General features: G+C 67.2%; 18 protein-coding genes. 11 read left to right on the top strand and 7 right to left on the bottom strand.

From position 1 onward, the window contains the following. Positions 1 to 99: 99 nt before the first annotated feature. A complete protein-coding gene (locus J8I35_RS20420) occupies positions 100 to 1,128 on the top strand; it encodes a transporter (RefSeq protein ID WP_050013092.1) in 1,029 nt (342 codons plus the stop codon). Positions 1,129 to 1,147: 19 nt separating this feature from the next. On the opposite strand, the gene J8I35_RS20415 is transcribed toward J8I35_RS20420, so the two are convergent. Both J8I35_RS20415 and J8I35_RS20410 read right to left on the bottom strand, forming a co-directional pair. Next, positions 1,148 to 1,300 carry a DUF1427 family protein gene (locus tag J8I35_RS20415; protein WP_080334215.1) on the bottom strand — a complete coding sequence of 51 codons (153 nt, stop codon included), beginning with the start codon at positions 1,298 to 1,300 and terminating at the stop codon, positions 1,148 to 1,150. Positions 1,301 to 1,323: 23 nt separating this feature from the next. Continuing rightward, a complete protein-coding gene (locus J8I35_RS20410) occupies positions 1,324 to 2,301 on the bottom strand; it encodes a zinc-binding alcohol dehydrogenase family protein (RefSeq protein ID WP_209926759.1) in 978 nt (325 codons plus the stop codon). Between the two features lie 161 nt (positions 2,302 to 2,462). On the opposite strand from J8I35_RS20410, the gene J8I35_RS20405 reads away from it, so the two are divergent. Further along, on the top strand, positions 2,463 to 3,383 hold the full coding sequence (locus tag J8I35_RS20405; protein WP_050013090.1) for a LysR family transcriptional regulator: 921 nt from the start codon (positions 2,463 to 2,465) through the stop codon (positions 3,381 to 3,383). 122 nt (positions 3,384 to 3,505) lie between these two features. On the opposite strand, the gene J8I35_RS20400 is transcribed toward J8I35_RS20405, so the two are convergent. Next, a complete protein-coding gene (locus J8I35_RS20400; protein WP_124557591.1) occupies positions 3,506 to 5,674 on the bottom strand; it encodes a M1 family metallopeptidase in 2,169 nt (722 codons plus the stop codon). Between the two features lie 17 nt (positions 5,675 to 5,691). Between J8I35_RS20400 and J8I35_RS20395 the strand changes: the two genes are divergently transcribed. The 5 genes from J8I35_RS20395 to J8I35_RS20375 all read left to right on the top strand — a co-directional run bounded on the left by J8I35_RS20395 (position 5,692) and on the right by J8I35_RS20375 (position 9,565). Continuing rightward, positions 5,692 to 5,901 (top strand): hypothetical protein, encoded by a 210-nt coding sequence (locus J8I35_RS20395; protein ID WP_160300508.1) that lies wholly within the window; start codon positions 5,692 to 5,694, stop codon positions 5,899 to 5,901. Between the two features lie 433 nt (positions 5,902 to 6,334). Beyond that, the gene (locus J8I35_RS20390) at positions 6,335 to 6,829 is read left to right on the top strand and encodes an LEA type 2 family protein (RefSeq protein WP_089488124.1); all 495 of its coding nucleotides are present in this window, start codon (positions 6,335 to 6,337) and stop codon (positions 6,827 to 6,829) included. 154 nt (positions 6,830 to 6,983) lie between these two features. Continuing rightward, a complete protein-coding gene (locus J8I35_RS20385) occupies positions 6,984 to 7,316 on the top strand; it encodes a YegP family protein (RefSeq protein WP_124557592.1) in 333 nt (110 codons plus the stop codon). Positions 7,317 to 7,451: 135 nt separating this feature from the next. Then, positions 7,452 to 8,585: a class I SAM-dependent methyltransferase gene (locus tag J8I35_RS20380; RefSeq protein WP_209926758.1), complete on the top strand. Its 1,134-nt coding sequence runs from the start codon at positions 7,452 to 7,454 to the stop codon at positions 8,583 to 8,585. An 89-nt stretch (positions 8,586 to 8,674) separates the two neighbouring features. Further along, complete coding sequence (locus J8I35_RS20375) at positions 8,675 to 9,565, top strand: SAM-dependent methyltransferase (RefSeq protein WP_050013175.1); 891 nt, start codon at positions 8,675 to 8,677, stop codon at positions 9,563 to 9,565. Positions 9,566 to 9,611: 46 nt separating this feature from the next. Here J8I35_RS20375 and J8I35_RS20370 read toward each other — a convergent pair whose 3' ends face one another. Then, entirely contained in the window at positions 9,612 to 10,184 is a 573-nt protein-coding gene (locus J8I35_RS20370; RefSeq protein ID WP_209926757.1) for a DUF1415 domain-containing protein, read from the bottom strand. A 76-nt stretch (positions 10,185 to 10,260) separates the two neighbouring features. Beyond that, positions 10,261 to 10,881, bottom strand: a complete 621-nt coding sequence (locus J8I35_RS20365) for a TetR/AcrR family transcriptional regulator (protein ID WP_209926756.1) — start codon at positions 10,879 to 10,881, stop codon at positions 10,261 to 10,263. Between the two features lie 218 nt (positions 10,882 to 11,099). Here J8I35_RS20365 and J8I35_RS20360 point away from each other — a divergent pair, with 218 nt between their 5' ends. From J8I35_RS20360 to J8I35_RS20350, 3 genes are all read left to right on the top strand, one after another. After that, positions 11,100 to 12,383: an MFS transporter gene (locus J8I35_RS20360; protein ID WP_209926755.1), complete on the top strand. Its 1,284-nt coding sequence runs from the start codon at positions 11,100 to 11,102 to the stop codon at positions 12,381 to 12,383. A 156-nt stretch (positions 12,384 to 12,539) separates the two neighbouring features. After that, positions 12,540 to 13,145: a nitroreductase family protein gene (locus J8I35_RS20355; protein ID WP_069619473.1), complete on the top strand. Its 606-nt coding sequence runs from the start codon at positions 12,540 to 12,542 to the stop codon at positions 13,143 to 13,145. A 188-nt stretch (positions 13,146 to 13,333) separates the two neighbouring features. After that, positions 13,334 to 14,584 (top strand): Hsp70 family protein, encoded by a 1,251-nt coding sequence (locus J8I35_RS20350; protein ID WP_124680770.1) that lies wholly within the window; start codon positions 13,334 to 13,336, stop codon positions 14,582 to 14,584. Positions 14,585 to 14,693: 109 nt separating this feature from the next. Here the strand turns inward: J8I35_RS20350 and J8I35_RS20345 are convergent, their stop codons facing one another. Then, a complete protein-coding gene (locus tag J8I35_RS20345; protein WP_006477070.1) occupies positions 14,694 to 14,897 on the bottom strand; it encodes a cold-shock protein in 204 nt (67 codons plus the stop codon). A gap of 420 nt (positions 14,898 to 15,317) precedes the next feature. Between J8I35_RS20345 and J8I35_RS20340 the strand changes: the two genes are divergently transcribed. Next, positions 15,318 to 16,916: an APC family permease gene (locus tag J8I35_RS20340; protein WP_050013080.1), complete on the top strand. Its 1,599-nt coding sequence runs from the start codon at positions 15,318 to 15,320 to the stop codon at positions 16,914 to 16,916. Positions 16,917 to 17,034: 118 nt separating this feature from the next. On the opposite strand, the gene J8I35_RS20335 is transcribed toward J8I35_RS20340, so the two are convergent. Beyond that, positions 17,035 to 17,826 carry a class III extradiol ring-cleavage dioxygenase gene (locus J8I35_RS20335; RefSeq protein ID WP_124594068.1) on the bottom strand — a complete coding sequence of 264 codons (792 nt, stop codon included), beginning with the start codon at positions 17,824 to 17,826 and terminating at the stop codon, positions 17,035 to 17,037. Positions 17,827 to 17,944: the final 118 nt, after the last annotated feature.

Raw genomic sequence — 17,944 nt, 5'->3', positions numbered from 1 at the left:
CGCGTCACGCCCGTCGGGCATACGTTTCCTTTCTTTTCCCGGCGCGGGCCCGCGACCCGCGATGTGCGGCGCGCCGCGCGCCGCACCCCCTTCGACACGATGGACCTGATCGTACAGACTTACGGCGCCGATACGTCCGGCATGGTGTGCGGATTCCGCTTCGTTCCGGGCGGCGCCGGCGCGCTGCTCGATGCCGACGCGGCCGCCGCGTGGCTGCGCACGTGCCGCGAGCACGGCGCGGCCGCATCGGGCGATTTCGTCTGGCTGCATTTCAATCTCGCGCACGGCGCGAGCGAGCGCTGGATGCGCACGCATCTCGGGCTGCCCGACAGCTTCTTCGAATTCCTGCACGAAGGCTCGCGCTCGACGCGCATCGAGCAGGAGGACGGCGCGTTGCGCGCGATCGTCAACGACGTGATGTTCAATCTCGAGCTCACGCCGTCGGAGATCGCGACGCTGTTCGTCCACGTCGAGCGGCGCATCATGGTGACCGCGCGGCTCAAGCCGCTGCGCTCGGTCGACACGCTGCGCGCGTCCGTGCGCGACGGCGAGCTGTTCCGCTCGCCCGCGGAGCTGCTCGTGCATCTGCTGCGCGATCAGGCCGACCTGCTGATCCAGATCATGCGGCGCACGAGCATCGACGTCGACCGCATCGAGGATCGCTTCCTGTCGCAGCGGCTCACGTCGAGCCGCAGCGAGCTCGGCGCGATGCGCCGCACGCTGACGCGCCTGCAGCGCATGCTCGCGCCGGAGCCCGGCTCGGTCTTCCGGCTGCTCGCGAAGCCGCCCGCGTGGCTGCACACGGAAGACGTGCAGGAGCTGCGCGAGTCGACCGAGGAATTCTCGCTGGTGCTCGCCGATCTGGCGGGGCTCAACGAGCGGATCAAGCTGCTGCAGGAAGAGATCGGTTCGCGCCTCGACGAGCAGAACAACCGGACGCTGTTCACGCTGACGCTCGTCACCGTGATCGCGCTGCCGATCAACATCGTCGCGGGCTTCTTCGGGATGAACGTCGGCGGCGTGCCGTTCTCGGAGAACAAGCACGGCTTCTGGCTGATGGTGCTGCTCGTTGCCGGCTTCACCGCGCTGGCCGCGTGGTGGGCGTTCCGACGCCGCGACGATCGCTAGCGCGGCATCGGGCGTCGCGTCAACGCAGCAGCGCGATCGCGCGTTCGCCGATCACCATCCCGAGCAGGCCGACGAGCGCAACGAGCGGCGGGGCCGGCGAGCGCACGTGCAGCAGCGCGTACAACACGCCGACACCGATGCCCACCGCGAGCGAGGTCACGTAATCCATCATGGCGGTCTCCTGTAGGTCCGGCGTCAGGGCTTGAGGATGACGCGCTCGCGCGCGCCGGCCAGCACCGCGCGATACGCGTCGTGCGCACGCTCGAGCGGGTACACGTAGTCGTCGCCGATCGGGAACGGGCGCAGCGTGCCGTTGCCGAAGCCGGGCGCGAGCGTGTCGAGGATCTGCGCGACCGCGGCCGCGCCGAGCTGCAGCGAATCGATGCCCACGAACGTGTGCTGGCCGCGATAGAACGAGAAGATGTCGAACGGCACGCTGCGCTCGATCGTCGAGATGAAGATCTGCCGCGCGCCGATCGCCATCGACGCGTTCGCCGCGTCGAAATACGGGCTGCCGACCGTGTTGTAGACGACGTCCGCGCCGTGGCCGCCGGTCAACTCGCGCACCGCGTCGGCCACCGCGCGGCTCGACGCGTCGATCATGTGGACGTCGCCCGACGCGTGACCGCGATAGTCGCCGGGCCCGCGCTCGACGCCGATCACGGTCGCGCCGCGCGCGGTGGCGAGCTGGATCGCGGCCTGACCGACCTTGCCGTTCGCGCCGAACACGAGCACGACGTCGTCGGCCGTCGGCATCCCGGCGCGACGGAGGCCTTCGTACGCGGTGACGAACGGCACGCCGACGCCGGCCGCCTCGTCGAGCGTCAGCACGCCCGGCTTGCGACGCACGTGCGCGGCGTCCAGCACGAGCCATTCCGCATGCGAACCGTCGCGCCCGACGCCGAGATCGCCGCCCGAGCCCCACACCGGCGCGCCGATCCAGTCGTCGGGGCCGCTGCGCACGATCCCGGCCCAGTCGCGCCCGGGTGTGCGCGGCCACACCGCATGCGGCATGCGGCCGAGCGCGGCCTTCACGTCGCTCGGATTCACGCCGGCCGCGCGCACCTCGATCAGCACCTGGCCGTCGGCCGGTACGGGCGGGGCGATGTCCCGGACCCGCGCGTCGAGCGACTCGATGTCGGTGGCGGGGGTGTCGAAGCGGATGCTGCGCATGATGATCTCCGTGAAGATGGCGGCTGCCCGGCCCGGCGGGCCGGCGCGTGCGGCGGATGAAACCGGTGAATGCAGTCTAGTGGGCCCGGTTTGACACGGAAACGTGCAAAGGCGGATGATTGTTTTGCGTTATCCGCATAGCCAAATCAGCAGGCCCCCGCATGGACGACTTCCTTTCCCCGCACCTCGCGCTGTTCGTCGACGTGGTCGACCAGCAGAGCTTCTCGGCGGCCGCGCGCCGGCTCGGCGTCGCCGCGTCGTCGGTCACGCGGCGCATCGACCGGCTCGAGACGCAGCTCGGCATCCGGCTCCTGCATCGCACCACGCACGCGCTGCGGCCGACCGAGGCCGGGCAGCTTCTATATGGGCGCGCGGCCCGCATGCTGGCCGAACTGCGCGGACTACAGGAAGACCTGCACAGCCAGCACGACGAACCGGGCGGCCTGCTGCGCATCGACTGTCCGGCGCCGTTCGGCCGGCGGCACCTGATGGCTGCGCTGGCCGCGTTCATGCAGCGTCATCCGGCGCTGCAGGTCGATCTCGTGCTGACCGACAGCATGGTCGACCTGCAGGGCGCACGGCTGGGCTCCGACGTCGATCTCGCGGTGCGCATCGGCCCGCTCGAGGACACGCGTTTCGTCGCGACGGTGCTGGCGCCGCAGCGGCGCGTGCTGTGCGCGAGCGCGGCCTACCTCGCCCGGCGCGGCGAGCCCGCCTCGCCCGACGCGCTCGCCGGCCACGACTGTCTCGCGTGGCATGGCGCGCCGCCGCCCGGCGCATGGCGCTTCGGCGAGCGCCGTCACGTGCCGGCGCAGCCGCGGTTTCGCAGCAATCATTCGGAAGCGTTGCTCGAGGCGGCGATCGACGGGCTCGGTCTCGCGCACCTGCCGACCTGGCTCGTGGCGGACGCGCTGCGCGACGGACGGTTGCGCGCGCTGCTGCCGCAGTACGCGGCGGCGCCCGAGCCGGCGACGATTCACGTGCTGCGTCAGCAGCCGCGCGGCAGTGCGCGCACGTCGCGGCTCGTCGCGTTCCTCGCCACGTGGTTCGCGCAGCCGGCGTGGGATGCCGCATGGGCGTGACGGCCGGCGAACGCCGTGCCGCATGAAAAAAGGGCCTCGCATGCGAGGCCCGTCAACAGGTCGGAGAAACCGGTACGCCGGCCGGCGCCGCGGGTCGCGCGGCGCCGGCCGGATCTGCACCGTTACTGCGTTACTACCTTGCGCGGCTTGAAGAGGCCCTGGTATTGCCGTGCCGGGCGTTCCTTCGTCACCGGCTCGATGCCGCCGAAGGTCGGCGTCTGGCGCAGCTTCATCGCGGCCGGCGAAGCGACCGAGCCGATCGACGTCGAGCGCGAAGCCGGCGCGAGGTTGTTCGCGACGAGCAGCGCCGCTTCGCTCTTCAGGTTTGCCAGCAGCACCGGATCGGTCGAGCCGTTCACCTGCGTGAGCAGCCCGCTCCACGCCGCGTCGCTGTAGTTCACGACGTAGTAGTCGAGACCGCTCGGGTCGGCGACCACGCCCGTGCAGCCGTCGATCCGCGTCTGCGCCTGCGTGTCCTTCAGCGCGAGCGTCGTGCGTTTCGCGAGACCCTGGCCGTACGCGAGCGTGATCGGCACCGTCCATTGCAGGCCCGGATACGCGTTCTTGTTCGGGAACGGCTGCTGTTTCAGCGTGACGATCGTCTGGTTCTTCGTCATGTCGCACTGCGTGTCGAGCGAGATCAGCGGCACGCCGGTCTGACGCACGTAGCTGTCGCCGATCGGGCCGACCGACTGGCCGCTTTCCTTCGACAGCGCGTCCCACAGACGCTTCGGCGTCCCGTTGCCGAACGAGTAGTCGACCAGGTACTGCTGCAGACCCTTGCGCAGCGTCTGCTCACCGAGATAGTTCTCGAGCGTCTTCAGCACGTGGCCGCCCTTGTCGTACGTGAACGCGCTCGCGCTCAGCACGAAGTCGTTCGACGCCCAGTCGTTGAAGTTCGGCGCGACCGGGAACGCGTTCGGGCCGATGTCACGATTGATCACGCGATACTTGTTCTTCACCTGGTCGAGCCAGCTGAACTCGTCGGGGAAGAACTGGATCGTCGTCTTCGTCTCGAAGAACGTCGCGAACGATTCGTTGAGCCACACGTTGTCCCACCAGTCGGTCGTCACGAGATCGCCGAACCACTGGTGCGCCACTTCGTGCGTCAGCACTTCGTTGCCGTAGCGCGACATCGGCTGGCCCGGCTGCGGCAGGATGTCGTCGGCGAACTCGAGGATCGAGCCCCAGTTCTCCATTCCGCCGAAATTCAGGTCCTTCTGCTCCTTGAACGCGTCGTTCGCGGCCACCGTGTCGAACTTCGTCAGCGGCAGCGGGATGCCCGTGTAGCGGTAGTAGTAGTCGAGCGCCTGCTTGGTGCGGTCCATCGCCGGCTTCGCCCAGTCGCTCATGCCCGGCGGCGTGAACACGCGCAGGTGCAGGCCGCCCTTGCCGCCCGGCAGCGGGCTCGTGAAGTCGTCCTCGTAGGTGTCGAACAGGCCGCCGCCGAAGAACAGCAGGTACGACGGCATCGGCGGGGTCTTCTCGAACTGCACGAGCTTGTAGCCGCCGCCGACGTTGGTCGACGGCTTCTCGGCCGCGTTCGACACGACGCGCCAGTTCTGCGGCACTTCGGCCGTCACTTCATAGGTCGGGCGGAACGCCGGCTCGTCCCAGCCCGGGAACCACTGGCGCGACAGGTTGGTTTCGCCCTGCGTCAGGATCGCGCCGCTCGTCTTGCCATCGGTGCCCTTCAGGTCGACGCGGAACACGCCTTCTGCGGCCGAGCAGCCCGGGTACGGATCGTCGCCGCAGCTGCCGCCCGTCTGGTTGACCGGATCGTCATACGACTTGAAGTTGATGATGCCCGACCACTCCATGTGCAGCGAATAGTTGCCCGGTGCGATCGTGCCGGCAGTGGGGCGCAGCTGATAGAAGTCGCCCTTGTCCTGCGGCGTCGCGATCAGCTGGATGTTGCCCGGCTGCAGCGTGATGCGGCCGTTGGTGAACTTGATCCGGTGGCCGGCGATCACGATGTTGTTGACGGGCTTCAGCACCTTGATCTCGACGTCGGCGCGGCCGTCGAACGCGTTCAACGCGTCGTTCGGGCGGAACCACAGCCGGTAGTTCACAGGCACCACGGTGTCCGGCAATTCGACAGGCGAGACGCTCTTGTCGACGTTGGATGCGCTCGGCGGCGCGGTGACGGCGGGCGACGAGCCCGTATGCGGCGCGCCGGCGGAGCTGAGCGCGGAAGCGGAGCCCGCACCGCCGTCGTCGCCGCCGCACCCGGCTAGCGCGAGTGCGGCGACGAGCGGCAGATAACGCATCTTGCGAATATGAATCGACATGACTGAAACCTCGATTGTTGAATGAATCGTTCAGTGCTGCGAAAACACCGGCAAAAGCGATCCCCTCGCCGTTTAATCAACAGCGAAAAAATGCCAATGACGGATTATTCGAAAAAGACGGCGGCCGACTACGTGAAGGTAATCATGGTTTACTGCCCCCTCTGAATTTCCGGATGTCGTTTAACTGGCCGGTTCAAAATGGCCGGGCGCGTGTTGTACTGAATTGATTTCGCGCGCACGACACGGGGCCGCGCGCCCGGCGCGGGCGCGCAATCCCTTTGAACCGACGACCTACGGGGCTGGCCGGGCCAGGCCGCAGGACGGATGGACAGCGTGTCGCCGTCCCGTAAATTCGCCGTCATGCGGCTTCAAGGTTTGTCGGCTTGCTCCAAGGATGCGTAAATATACTTGATGGTTTTGGGTAAAGGAAACGAAAAATTTAGAAAGAGCATCTATTGAATTCCGGGCGCTTCATTGAATGCTGGAAGTCATTAATGCGCTTTCCGTTTAGCCGGAAATTTCGTAGTTTTAATCTATTAACGATCTTGCGTTGCCGCGGAAACTACGAAATCCGGTGACGGGCGGCACGGCCGGTACAGGCTCGGTCGGTACAATGCAGCGACGCGCCCCGTTCACCGCTTGCCGCGAGGAGACCTTCCCATGCCACGCACCCTGTCCCGTCTCGCGCCGCTGCGCGCCGTGCTGCTGCTGTTCGTCGTCGGGTTCCTGCTGGGCGGTTGCGCGGGGCTCATGCGCGAGCCGGTGCGCGTGTCGGTCGCCGGGCTCGACCCGCTCGTCGGGCAGGGTCTCGAGATGCGCTTCAGCCTGAAGTTGCGCGTGCAGAATCCGACCGATGCGCCGATCGACTACGACGGCATCTCGGTCTCGCTCGACCTGAACGGCACGCCGTTCGCGAGCGGCGTCAGCGACCGGGCGGGCACCGTGCCGCGGTTCGGCGAGGCCGTGCTCGACGTGCCGGTTTCGGTGTCGGCGTTCGCGGCTGCGCGGCAGGCGTGGAACCTGCCCGGCGCGGCCGCGAACGGCGAACTGCCGTATGCGCTGCGCGGCCGCCTCGCGGGCAGCGGGCTGGGCACCGTACACTTCAGCGACGCGGGCACGCTGCGCCTGCCGACCCTGCCGGGGTGGGGCGGATAGATCGTTCGGCGGACTTCAACGGCGGCCAAATGTGTCTGAAAATTCACCATTTGACAGTCTTTGACGCTTATCTTCGCGAGATGTCGACTTTAGTCGATGGACCCCCTTACACTTGTCGATGTCCGAGGGTCGGACATTCTTTTAGGGGAATTCCATGGCGGCAAAATTCGAGCTCAAGAAGGCCACGAACGGCCAGTACTACTTCCACCTGAAGTCGGCGAACGGCGAGATCATCCTCGCGAGCGAGCGGTACGAGGAGAAAAGCGGCGCGAGAAACGGGATCGCGTCCGTGCGGGAAAACGCGCCGCTCGACGAGCGCTACGAGCGCAAGCTCGCCCACAACGGTGAGCCCATGTTCAACCTGAAGGCAGCGAACCACCAGGTCATCGGCACGAGCGAAACGTACAGCAGCGCGCAGGCACGCGACAACGGCATCGCGGCCGTCAAGCGCGATGCGCCCACTGCGGAAACCTACGATCTCGGCTGATTGACGGTGGCGCCGCGCGGATGCCTTCGGGCGACCGTCGCGGCGCCTGTTTTTGCCGGGTCGGGCAAAGCGCGGTATGGTGTGGTCCGCGCGGTGAATTCTCGCCGCCGTTGAAGCCAACCGTACCGAGTTCGCGTGACCGATTTCCCCCTTTTCCACTGGACCGACGCCGACGGCGTCGATCATGCCGTGCGCTGGCGTTCCGAAGCCGGCGTGCAACCGCCGAAGCGCGCGGTGCCGGCCGACGACCGCCTCACGGCCGATGCGGCCTACCGCCTCGCCTGCGAGGGCACCGCGCTCGTCTGGCAGGGCGACTTCCAGAATGCGCGCCAGCTCCTGCAGGCGATGGCGCGCCGTGTCGAACGCAAACCGAAGAAAGCGAAAGCCGCGGCCGGCGTCGAGGCGTTCAACCTGCATCGTCTCGCGCAATCGCAGCGCGCCCGCACGCTCGGCATGCTGCTGATCCCGCTGGACGCCGATTACACGATCCCGCTGCGCCGCGCGCCCGACGTGCGGGCGGCCTGCGAGGAGGCGTACGGCCCCGGCAGTGTGCCGTCGGTCGTGTCGCTGCGCGAACTGCTCGGCCTCGTCGGCGCGCACGAGTGGCGCAAGAAGGGCGTGCCGATCCCGGCGCTCGGCGGCGCGCCGATCCATCCGCACTACGGCGTGTTCTCGCCGGTGCGCGGCGAATACGTCGAACTCGTCGCGCGTGCGCCGCTGCCGGCGACGTCGCTCGCGTTCGATATCGGCACGGGCACCGGCGTGCTGGCGGCGGTGCTCGCGTCGCGCGGCGTCGAGCGCGTCGTCGCGACCGACCAGGATCCGCGCGCGCTCGCCTGCGCGCGCGAGAACGTCGCGCGGCTCGGCCATGCGGGCCAGGTCGAGATCGTCGAGGCCGACCTGTTTCCTACCGGCCGTGCGCCGCTCGTGGTCTGCAACCCGCCATGGGTGCCGGCCCGGCCGAGCGCGCCGATCGAATACGCGGTCTACGACCCGGACAGCCGCATGCTGCGCGGTTTCCTCGCGGGGCTGGCCGCGCATCTGGAGCCGGGCGGCGAGGGCTGGTTGATCCTGTCCGATTTCGCCGAGCATCTCGGGCTGCGGCCGCGCGACACCTTGCTGCAATGGATCGACGAAGCCGGTCTCGTCGTGCTCGGCCGCGACGACATCCGCCCCGCGCATCCGAAGTCGACAGACGCCGACGATCCGCTGCATGCGGCGCGTCGCGCCGAGGTCACGTCGCTGTGGCGGCTGGGCGCCCGGGCCTGACCGCGTATTTTCGGTAAACTACCGCCATTCCTCACGAATTTCCGCCGCCGGGCCGTGGTCGACCGACCGTGGCCCGGCGGCGCTTCACGATGTCGAACAAGACCCACGAAATCCGCCCGGAGCAGTCCGTCGAGCTGCTGAAGGAACTGCACATCCTCACCCGCGACGGGAAGCTGAACCAGGACAGCCGCCGCAAGCTGAAGCAGGTCTATCACCTGTTCCAGTTCATCGAGCCGCTGCTCGCCGGCGTGCAGGCCGACAAGGGCCACGTGACGCTCGTCGATCACGGCGCCGGCAAGTCGTATCTCGGCTTCATCCTGTACGACCTGTTCTTCAAGCAGCAGCCGGGGCACGGCACACCGGCGTTCGCGTCGCACGTGTACGGCATCGAGACGCGCGAAGAACTCGTCGCGCGCTCGACCGAGCTTGCCGCGCGGCTCGGGTTCGGCGGCATGTCGTTCCTGAACCTGTCGGTCGCCGATTCGATCACGTCGCCGCAACTGCCCGACACGGTCGACGTCGTCACCGCGCTACATGCGTGCGACACGGCGACCGACGACGCGATCCGCTTCGCGCTCGCGAAGCGCGCGCAGCACATCGTGCTGGTGCCGTGCTGCCAGGCGGAGGTCGCGGGCGTGCTGCGCAGGAACAAGGGCAAGTCGCTCGCGAATGCGCTGACCGAGGTGTGGCGGCATCCGCTGCATACGCGCGAATTCGGCAGCCAGATCACCAACGTGCTGCGCTGCCTGCAGCTCGAGGCGCACGGCTACCAGGTCAGCGTGACCGAGCTGGTCGGCTGGGAGCATTCGATGAAGAACGAGCTGATCATCGCGCAGTACAAGAACCTGCCGCGCCGCAAGCCGGGCGAGCGGTTGAACGAGATCCTCGCGATGTTCGGGCTGGCCGAGCTGAACGAGCGCTTCTTCGTCGCGCAAGCCGCCGCGGCGGGCGACGCCGCCGTCGAGCCGGCCGAAGGCTGACGCGGTCGCGCGGGCATGGCGCCCGCGCCGCGCGTGGCACGCCGCATCACACGTCGTCGCCCGGCCGGCGCATCCATTCGCGCCAGCCTTCGTGGTCGAGGCGGCGCAGCGTTTCCTGATTCTTTTCGTAGATCGCGGACGCGTCCGGGAACGCGTCGACCGCGCGTGCGATGCTGTCCTCGCGCAGCAAGTGCAGGATCGGATACGGCGCGCGGTTCGTGTAGTTCTCGATGTCGTCGGGTTCGGTGCCGTCGAACTGGTATTGCGGATGGAAGCTCGCGATCTGCAGCACGCCGTCGAGCCGCAATTGCCGCACGAGCCGCTCGGCGAAGAACAGCGCATCGTTGTAGTCGACGAAATCGGCGAACGCGTGCGGGTAGATCACGAGCGTCGTATCGACCTGCTGCGGGTCCGCCGCTTCCAGCGCGCGCAGCTCGGTTTCGAGTTCGGCGAGCGCGTCCTCCAGCGTCGTCGCTTCGCTGATCGCGTAGCGCACCTGTTCCTTCACGTAGACGCTTTTCGCGAACGGGCACAGATTGAGCCCGATCACCGCGCGCGCGAGCCAGTGCCGCGTGGCGGCGAGGATGTCGTCGTGCGAATCGGGGCGGGTGTCGGTCATCGTGATACCAGTCGGGCGGAAGGGCGAAGAGGGCCGCATTGTAGCGGGCGCGCCGGGGACGAACGCGCGCGGCCCGTCACGCGCAGGCCGCCTCGATCAATTGCGTGACGAGTGCGGGCGCGGTGCCGATCGGCGTTTCGCCATGCCGGTAGGTCTGGCTGGCCGCATAGATGCCTTCGACCACCAGCGCGAGCGCATCGGCGAGCGCCTTCGGCTGCCGCGCGCCGGCGCTTTCGCATAGCGCGACGAGCCGTTTCATCAGCTGCTCCTTGTTCTGCGCGACGCGTTCGCGCGCCGGGTGCGACGCATCCGGGAATTCGGCGGCCACGTTGACGAACGGGCAGCCGCGATAGTCCTTTTGCGTCGCGCGCTCGGCGAGATCGGCGAAGTACTGGATCAACTGCGCCTTCGGCTGGCCCGGATGCTTCGCGGCGCTCGTGTCGAGCCGCTCGAAGAAGCACGCGTCCATCCGTTCCAGATACGCGAGGATCAGCTCGTCCTTCGACGAGAACTGGCGGTACAGGCTCATCTTGTTGACGCCCGCGCGTTCCACCACCGCCTCGACGCCGACCGTGCGCACCCCTTCCTTGTAAAACAGCTCCTCGGCGGCACGCAGCAGATGCTCCTGCGCGGTGGCGCCGTCGATCGGCCGGCGCGTGCGCCGCGCCAGCGGTTTGGCGACCTCGATGCCCGACATGATGGCCCTCGACTACGTAATGGATTGCTTGACATGTTACCGACTGGTAACTACGATCGCAACACAGTTGTGACCGGTCGGTAACAATCGCGGCCGGATCGACAGACGAATGCCAAGCGTCGGCCCGGGTCAGCCGATGTTGAAATGCGCGGCGGAGGTGGCCTGGTCGGGGCGGCGTGGTGCGATGGCGCCGGAACCGCCAACTGGAGAACGTGAAGATGAACTGGGCAGTGACACGAATCGGCGGGCGCTTCCATTACGGATGGCTCGCGGCGGCGGTGGTATTCCTGATCCTGCTGGCGGCGGCCGGCACGCGCGCGACGCCGAGCGTGCTGATGGTGCCGCTCGAACGCGAACTCGGCTGGAGCCGCGCGGCGATTTCGCTGGCGATTTCGGTGAACATCGCGTTGTACGGCCTGACGGGCCCGTTCGCGGCCGCCGCGATGCAGCGCTTCGGGCTGCGTCCGACGATCCTCACCGCGCTCGTGACGATGAGCGCGGGCGTCGCGCTGTCGTCGATGATGACGCAGAGCTGGCAGATGGTACTGATCTGGGGGCTGATGGTCGGCTGCTCGACGGGCGTCGTCGCGCTGACGCTGTCCGCGACCTTCGTCACGCGCTGGTTCCATGCGCGGCGCGGCCTCGTGATGGGGATCCTGACCGCGAGCACGGCCACCGGCCAGCTCGTGTTCCTGCCGATGCTCGCGGCGATCGCGCAGCGCCACGGCTGGCGGCCGGTCGTGCTGGTCGTCGCGGTGGCGGCCGCGATCGTGATTCCGCTGGTCGCGTTCCTGCTGCCCGAGCGGCCGGCCGACGTGAAGCTGCGCCCGTACGGCGAGCCGGTCGATACGCCGGCGGCGCCCGATGCGACGAAGGAGAATCCGCTCGCGGTCGCGTTCCGCACGCTGCTGATGGCGAGCCGCTCGCGCGACTTCTGGCTGCTGTTCTTCAGCTTCTTCATCTGCGGCGCGAGCACCAACGGCTATGTCGGCACGCACCTGATCGCGATGTGCAGCGACTACGGGATGACCGAAGTGCAGGGCGCGTCGCTGCTCGCGGCGATGGGCGTGTTCGACCTGTTCGGCACGACGCTGTCGGGATGGTTGTCCGACCGTTACGACAACCGCGTGCTGCTGTTCTGGTACTACGGGCTGCGCGGGCTGTCGCTGATCTACCTGCCGCATGCGTTCGGGATCGATTTCTTCGGGCTGCCGCTGTTCGCGATGTTCTACGGGCTCGACTGGATCGCGACCGTGCCGCCCACCGTGCGGCTCGCGACCGACGTGTTCGGCAAGGCCGCCGCACCGGTCGTGTTCGGCTGGATCGTCGCCGGCCACCAGCTCGGCGCGGCGTTCGCGGCGCTCGGCGCCGGGCTGCTGCGCGCGAGCCTCGGCACCTACACGATCGCATCGATGATCTCGGGCGGGCTGTGTATCGTCGGCGCGCTGATCGTGCTGCGGATCAATCGCGGCCCGTCGCGCGCGGCCGCGCAGGCGGCCTGAGCGCGGCGGACCGGCCGGCCGCACACGCTGCGGTCGGCCATTGCACGCGCGGCGATTTGCATAGCGCGGCAGGATCGGGCGCGCTGTCGCTCAAGCGGGTATGCTTGCGGTTCGCCGGGCGTTCGCGCCCCTTCATCGATGTCAGCGAGGAACCGCATGTCCGTCAAACCTGCTCCCACCACTGTTTCGATTCACGATCTGATCGCGGGCCGCTGGAGCCCCCGCGCGTATTCGGATGAAGCCGTCAGCGCCGGCGATCTCCACGCGGTGCTCGAAGCGGCACGCTGGGCCCCGTCCGCGTACAACGCGCAACCGTGGCGTTTCATCGTATTCGATCGCACCCAGGACGAAGACGCGTTCAAGCGCGCGTTCGCGACGCTGGTGCCGTTCAACCAGGGCTGGAATGCACCGGCGCCGGTGCTGATCGCGGTCACCGCGCACACGCTGACGCCGAAGGGCGAGCCGGCGCCGACCGCGCTGTACGACGCCGGCGCCGCCGCGATGTCGCTGGTGCTGCAGGCGCACGCGCTCGGCCTCGCCGCGCACCAGATGAGCGGGTTCGACGCGAAGGCATTCCGCGACGCGTTCGCGATTCCGGCGGATGTCGCGATCGTGTCGATCATTTCGCTCGGCCACTACGGCAATGTCGACAAGCTCGATCCCGTGCTGCGCGATCGCGAGAAGGCGCCGCGCACGCGCCACGCGCTCGGCGAAGTCGTCTACGCGGGTGCGTGGAAGAAGAGCTTCGACGCAGCGGCCTGACCCCGCGGGTGGGCAGGCTGCGTCGCGCATCCTGTCCGCGCCCGTTTCCGGCGCGCCACGCCGCGCGCCGTCGCCACCGGCGCCCGTTGCGCGGCCCCGGTGGCCGGCCCCGGTTGTGATCCCGCGGGCTTCATGTTAAAAAGCCGATCCTTTCCGTTTTCGCGCCGGCCCTGCTGCGGCAACTTCCCATGACTTACTGCGCGATCGATTTCGGCACGTCCAATTCCGCCGTGGCGCTGCCCGACGGCGACGGCATGCGCCTCGCGCCCGTCGAGGGCGACCACCTGACGCTGCCCACCGCGATCTTCTTCAACAACGACGAAGAGACGGTCGAATACGGCCGGGCGGCGCTGGCTTCCTATATCGACGGCTTCGACGGCCGGCTGATGCGCTCGATGAAGAGCATCCTCGGCTCGCCGCTCGCGGAAACGACAACCGATCTCGGCGACGGCAGCGCGATCGCGTACACCGAAATCATCGCGCGCTTTCTGACGCACCTGAAGCGCAAGGCCGAAGCGCGCGCGGGCGCGCCGATCGGCCGCGCGGTGCTTGGCCGGCCGGTGTTCTTCGTCGACGACGATCCGCGCGCCGACCGTCTCGCCCAGGATCAGCTCGAGGCGGCCGCGCAATCGGTCGGCTTCGCGGACGTTCACTTCCAGTACGAACCGATCGCCGCCGCATTCGACTACGAATCGCGCCAGCCGGCCGAGCGTCTCGTGCTGGTCGCCGACATCGGCGGCGGCACGTCCGACTTCTCGCTGGTGCGCGTTGGCCCGGCGCGGATGGCGCGGCTCGAGCGCAAGGACGACGTGCTGGCGCACCACGGCGTGCACGTCGCGGGCACCGACTACGACCGGCGTGTCGAGCTGGCGGCGATCCTGCCCGCATTCGGCTACCGTTCGCTCGACCCGGAAGGGCGCGAGCTGCCGAACAAGATCTACTTCGATCTCGCGACCTGGCACCTGATCAACACCGTCTACACCCCGAAGCGCGTCGGCGAGCTGAAGCTGATGAAGCACCTGTACCAGGACGTGCGGCAGTACGACCGGCTCACGAGCGTGGTCGACCAGCGGCTCGGGCACGCGCTGATGGCGCGTGCGGAAGAAGCGAAGATCGGCGTCGCGGCGGGCGGGGAGACGATGATCGACCTGAACGACGTGGAAGAGGATCTGTTGATCGCATTCGACGCGAATCGCCTCGTCGACGCGAGCCGCGACGATACCGCGCGCATCGTCGACGCCGCGCGCGAGACGGTGCGGCTCGCGGGCGTGGCGCCGCGCGACGTCGGTGCGCTGTATTTCACCGGTGGTTCGACGGGGCTTGCATTCCTGTCCGGCGCGCTCGCCGGTGCGTTCCCGGATGCGCAGCCGGTGTTCGGCGATCGCCTCGCGAGTGTCGCGACGGGGCTCGGCATTCACGCGCAGCGACTGTTCGGCTGAACGGCGGGCGGCTACGGGCCGCCATGCGCCACCATGTAGGACGACCGGCGCGCAAAAACAAAAAGCCCCGCCGAAGCGGGGCTTTTTTACACGAATAATCGCGCCAAGCTTAGACCGGACGGATGTTCGCAGCTTGCAGACCCTTCGGGCCCGTCTTCACTTCGAATTCAACCTTCTGGTTTTCTTGCAGCGTCTTGAAGCCTTCGACGCGGATTTCCGAGAAGTGCGCGAACAGATCGTCGCCGCCGCCTTCCGGGGTGATGAAGCCGAAGCCCTTTGCGTCATTGAACCACTTGACGGTACCGGTTGCCATGTTACTTGTTCCTAAAAAAATAAAACGGGGCCGAGGCCCATGGGGTGCGGAAAATCAAGGAAGGGGTAATAGGACCAACCGGAGTACCGTTGATGGGCGAACTACGAAAGAACCAATTCACTCGCCGCTTGAAATCCTGCGAAGTCCTTTATACGGCTAATCCTTCTGACGGTCAACCGTATTCCCATGCTCTCAGGGTTATTGCGGATATCTGGTTTACAAAGCTTGCAAGCGATGCGAATTTTTTGTAGGGGTCGATCGATTTTGGCGCCACGTTCGAGGTGCAACCGTTAAACTACGCGCCGCGTGGACGGGTTGCCCCGATCGGGTAACCCTCCTCCCCAAGAATGCGTGCGCGGCGCGCTCCGAGCCGATCCCGGATCGCAGGCCGACCATGCTTTTTGAGACACAGGAGAGGATGTGAAGAGTTCTATTCAACGGAACATCGGCCCGTTTGCATTGATGCTGACGGGGCTGGGTTCGATTATCGGCTCGGGTTGGCTGTTCGGTGCCTGGAAGGCCGCGAAGATCGCCGGTCCGGCGGCGATTTGCGCATGGATCATCGGCGCCGTCGTGATTCTCGCGATTGCGCTGACGTATGCGGAACTGGGGGCGATGTTCCCCGAATCGGGTGGCATGGTGCGTTACGCGCGCTACTCGCACGGTTCGCTGGTGGGCTTCATCAGCGCATGGGCCAACTGGATCGCGATCGTATCCGTGATCCCGATCGAGGCCGAAGCATCGATCCAGTACATGAGCACTTGGCCGTATCCGTGGGCGCACGCCCTGTTCGTGAACGGTGAATTACAGACGCTCGGGCTGCTGCTGTCGGCCGTGCTGGTCGTCGTCTACTTCATGCTGAACTACTGGGGCGTCAAGGCCTTCGCGCGGGCGAACACCGCGATCACGATCTTCAAGTTCCTGATCCCCGGCCTCACGATCCTCGGCCTGATGCTGTCGAGCTTCCATTCGGAGAACCTCGGCACCGCATCCAATGCCAGCTTTGCGCCGTACGGCTGGTCGGCCGTGCTGACCGCGGTCGCGACGAGCGGCATCGTGTTCGCGTTCAACGGCTTCCAGAGCCCGGTGAACCTGGCCGGTGAAGCGCGCAATCCGTCGCGCAGCGTGCCGTTCGCGGTGATCACGTCGATCCTGCTCGCACTCGTGATCTACGTGCTGCTGCAAATGGCGTATATCGGTTCGGTGAACCCGGCCGACGTCGCGAAGGGCTGGGAGCACTTCAACTTCTCGTCGCCGTTCGCGGAGCTCGCGATCGCGCTGAACCTGAACTGGCTCGCGATCCTGCTGTACGTCGACGCGTTCATCAGCCCGAGCGGCACCGGCACGACCTACATGGCGACGACCACCCGCATGATCTACGCGATGGAGCGCAACAACACGATGCCGAAGATGTTCGGCAACGTGCACCCGATCTACGGCGTGCCGCGCCAGGCGATGTGGTTCAACCTGCTCGTGTCGTTCATCTTCCTGTTCTTCTTCCGCGGCTGGAGCTCGCTCGCGGCGGTGATCTCGGTCGCGACGGTGATCTCGTACCTGACCGGCCCGATCAGCCTGATGGCGCTGCGCCGTTCGGCGACCGACATCGAGCGCCCGCTGTCGATTCCGCTGATGAAGCTGATCGCGCCGTTCGCGTTCGTATGCGCGTCGCTGATCCTGTACTGGGCGAAGTGGCCGCTGACGGGCGAAATCATCCTGCTGATGATCGTCGCGCTGCCGGTGTATTTCTACTTCCAGGCGAAGTCGGGCTGGACCGGCTGGGGCGCCGACCTGAAGGCCGCGTGGTGGCTGGTCGCATACTTGCCGACGATGGCCGTGCTGTCGCTGATCGGCAGCAAGGAGTTCGGCGGTCATGGCTACCTGCCGTATGGCTGGGACATGCTGATCGTCGCGGCGATTTCGCTGGTGTTCTACTTCTGGGGCGTGAATACCGGCTACCGGACCCAGTATCTCGACGAGCGCGAGTCGCACGACGAGATCCTCGAAGGGGTCGGTGTCTGACGCGTGACCTGTCGCCGGATTCGGCGGCGGCAGGATGCAGCGCAAAAAAGCCCGCCCGAGCGCGATACTCGGGCGGGCTTTTTGCTGACTGGCTCGGCGGTTGCACCGCCGTCCGGGTTCAGGCGTCGGCGTTCGCGAACACGTAGTTCGTCATCGCAAGCACGCGCTGGTACGTGCCGAGCGACTGGATGCCGAGCCGGTAGTCGTCATCCGCCGCGCCGAGTGCCGTGAAGACCGGCAGCAGGTGCTCGTCGGTCGGATGCATCAGCGCCGCGTGCGGCGCCTGCCGGCGATAGTCGAGCAGCGCATCGACGTCGCGCGCGGCGAGTTTCGCCTCGAACCAGTCGGTGAATTCGGCGACGCGCGGGTCCGCATCCTCGGGCGCCGCGCCGAAATCGGCGGCGCGCAGGTTGTGCGTGATCTGGCCCGAGCCGATCACCATCACGCCTTCGTCGCGCAGCGGCCGCAGCGCGCGGCCGAGCGCGAAGTGATGCGCGGCGTTCGCGCGCGGCTGGATCGACAGTTGCGCGACCGGCACGTCGGCTTCCGGAAACATCAGCAGCATCGGCACCCACGCGCCGTGATCGAGCCCGTGTTCGGTCGTCGCGGTCGCGATGCCGGCCGCGTTCAGCAGCGCGGCCGCGCGTTCGGCGACATCCGGTGCGCCCGGCGCCGGATAGCGGATGTCGTACAGCGCCTGCGGGAAACCGTAGAAATCGTGGATCGTGTCCGGATGCGCGGCGACGCTCGCGACCGGCTGTTGCGTGCCCCAGTGCGCGGACAGCATCAGCACCGCGCGCGGGCGCGGCAACTCGGCGCCGAGGTGCGTGAACGCGCCGGACGGCAGCGCCGGGTCGATCGGCAGTGTCGGGGCGCCGTGGGACAGGTAGAGCGAAGGCAAGCGGTTCATGGTGGTGACCTGCAAAAGGGGTTGCCTGTGACTATAAGCGCGTACCGTGCATTGATAAATCGGCGACAGAGAATTTGATTGACGTCTGTTTGTTGATAATCGTGGCGACGACCGGTGC

It is taken from the genome of Burkholderia sp. CpTa8-5 (genome assembly GCF_017815045.1).
GTDB lineage: Bacteria > Pseudomonadota > Gammaproteobacteria > Burkholderiales > Burkholderiaceae > Burkholderia > Burkholderia sola.
This window is presented reverse-complemented; position numbering and strand designations above follow the sequence as displayed.

Coding starts and splice junctions, on each gene's coding strand:
- J8I35_RS20420 (WP_050013092.1), top strand. CDS start 100: ATGGACCTGATCGTACAGACTTACGGCGCCGATACGTCCGGCATGGTG.
- J8I35_RS20415 (WP_080334215.1), bottom strand. CDS start 1,300: ATGATGGATTACGTGACCTCGCTCGCGGTGGGCATCGGTGTCGGCGTG.
- J8I35_RS20410 (WP_209926759.1), bottom strand. CDS start 2,301: ATGCGCAGCATCCGCTTCGACACCCCCGCCACCGACATCGAGTCGCTC.
- J8I35_RS20405 (WP_050013090.1), top strand. CDS start 2,463: ATGGACGACTTCCTTTCCCCGCACCTCGCGCTGTTCGTCGACGTGGTC.
- J8I35_RS20400 (WP_124557591.1), bottom strand. CDS start 5,674: ATGTCGATTCATATTCGCAAGATGCGTTATCTGCCGCTCGTCGCCGCA.
- J8I35_RS20390 (WP_089488124.1), top strand. CDS start 6,335: ATGCCACGCACCCTGTCCCGTCTCGCGCCGCTGCGCGCCGTGCTGCTG.
- J8I35_RS20385 (WP_124557592.1), top strand. CDS start 6,984: ATGGCGGCAAAATTCGAGCTCAAGAAGGCCACGAACGGCCAGTACTAC.
- J8I35_RS20375 (WP_050013175.1), top strand. CDS start 8,675: ATGTCGAACAAGACCCACGAAATCCGCCCGGAGCAGTCCGTCGAGCTG.
- J8I35_RS20370 (WP_209926757.1), bottom strand. CDS start 10,184: ATGACCGACACCCGCCCCGATTCGCACGACGACATCCTCGCCGCCACG.
- J8I35_RS20365 (WP_209926756.1), bottom strand. CDS start 10,881: ATGTCGGGCATCGAGGTCGCCAAACCGCTGGCGCGGCGCACGCGCCGG.
- J8I35_RS20360 (WP_209926755.1), top strand. CDS start 11,100: ATGAACTGGGCAGTGACACGAATCGGCGGGCGCTTCCATTACGGATGG.
- J8I35_RS20355 (WP_069619473.1), top strand. CDS start 12,540: ATGTCCGTCAAACCTGCTCCCACCACTGTTTCGATTCACGATCTGATC.
- J8I35_RS20350 (WP_124680770.1), top strand. CDS start 13,334: ATGACTTACTGCGCGATCGATTTCGGCACGTCCAATTCCGCCGTGGCG.
- J8I35_RS20345 (WP_006477070.1), bottom strand. CDS start 14,897: ATGGCAACCGGTACCGTCAAGTGGTTCAATGACGCAAAGGGCTTCGGC.
- J8I35_RS20335 (WP_124594068.1), bottom strand. CDS start 17,826: ATGAACCGCTTGCCTTCGCTCTACCTGTCCCACGGCGCCCCGACACTG.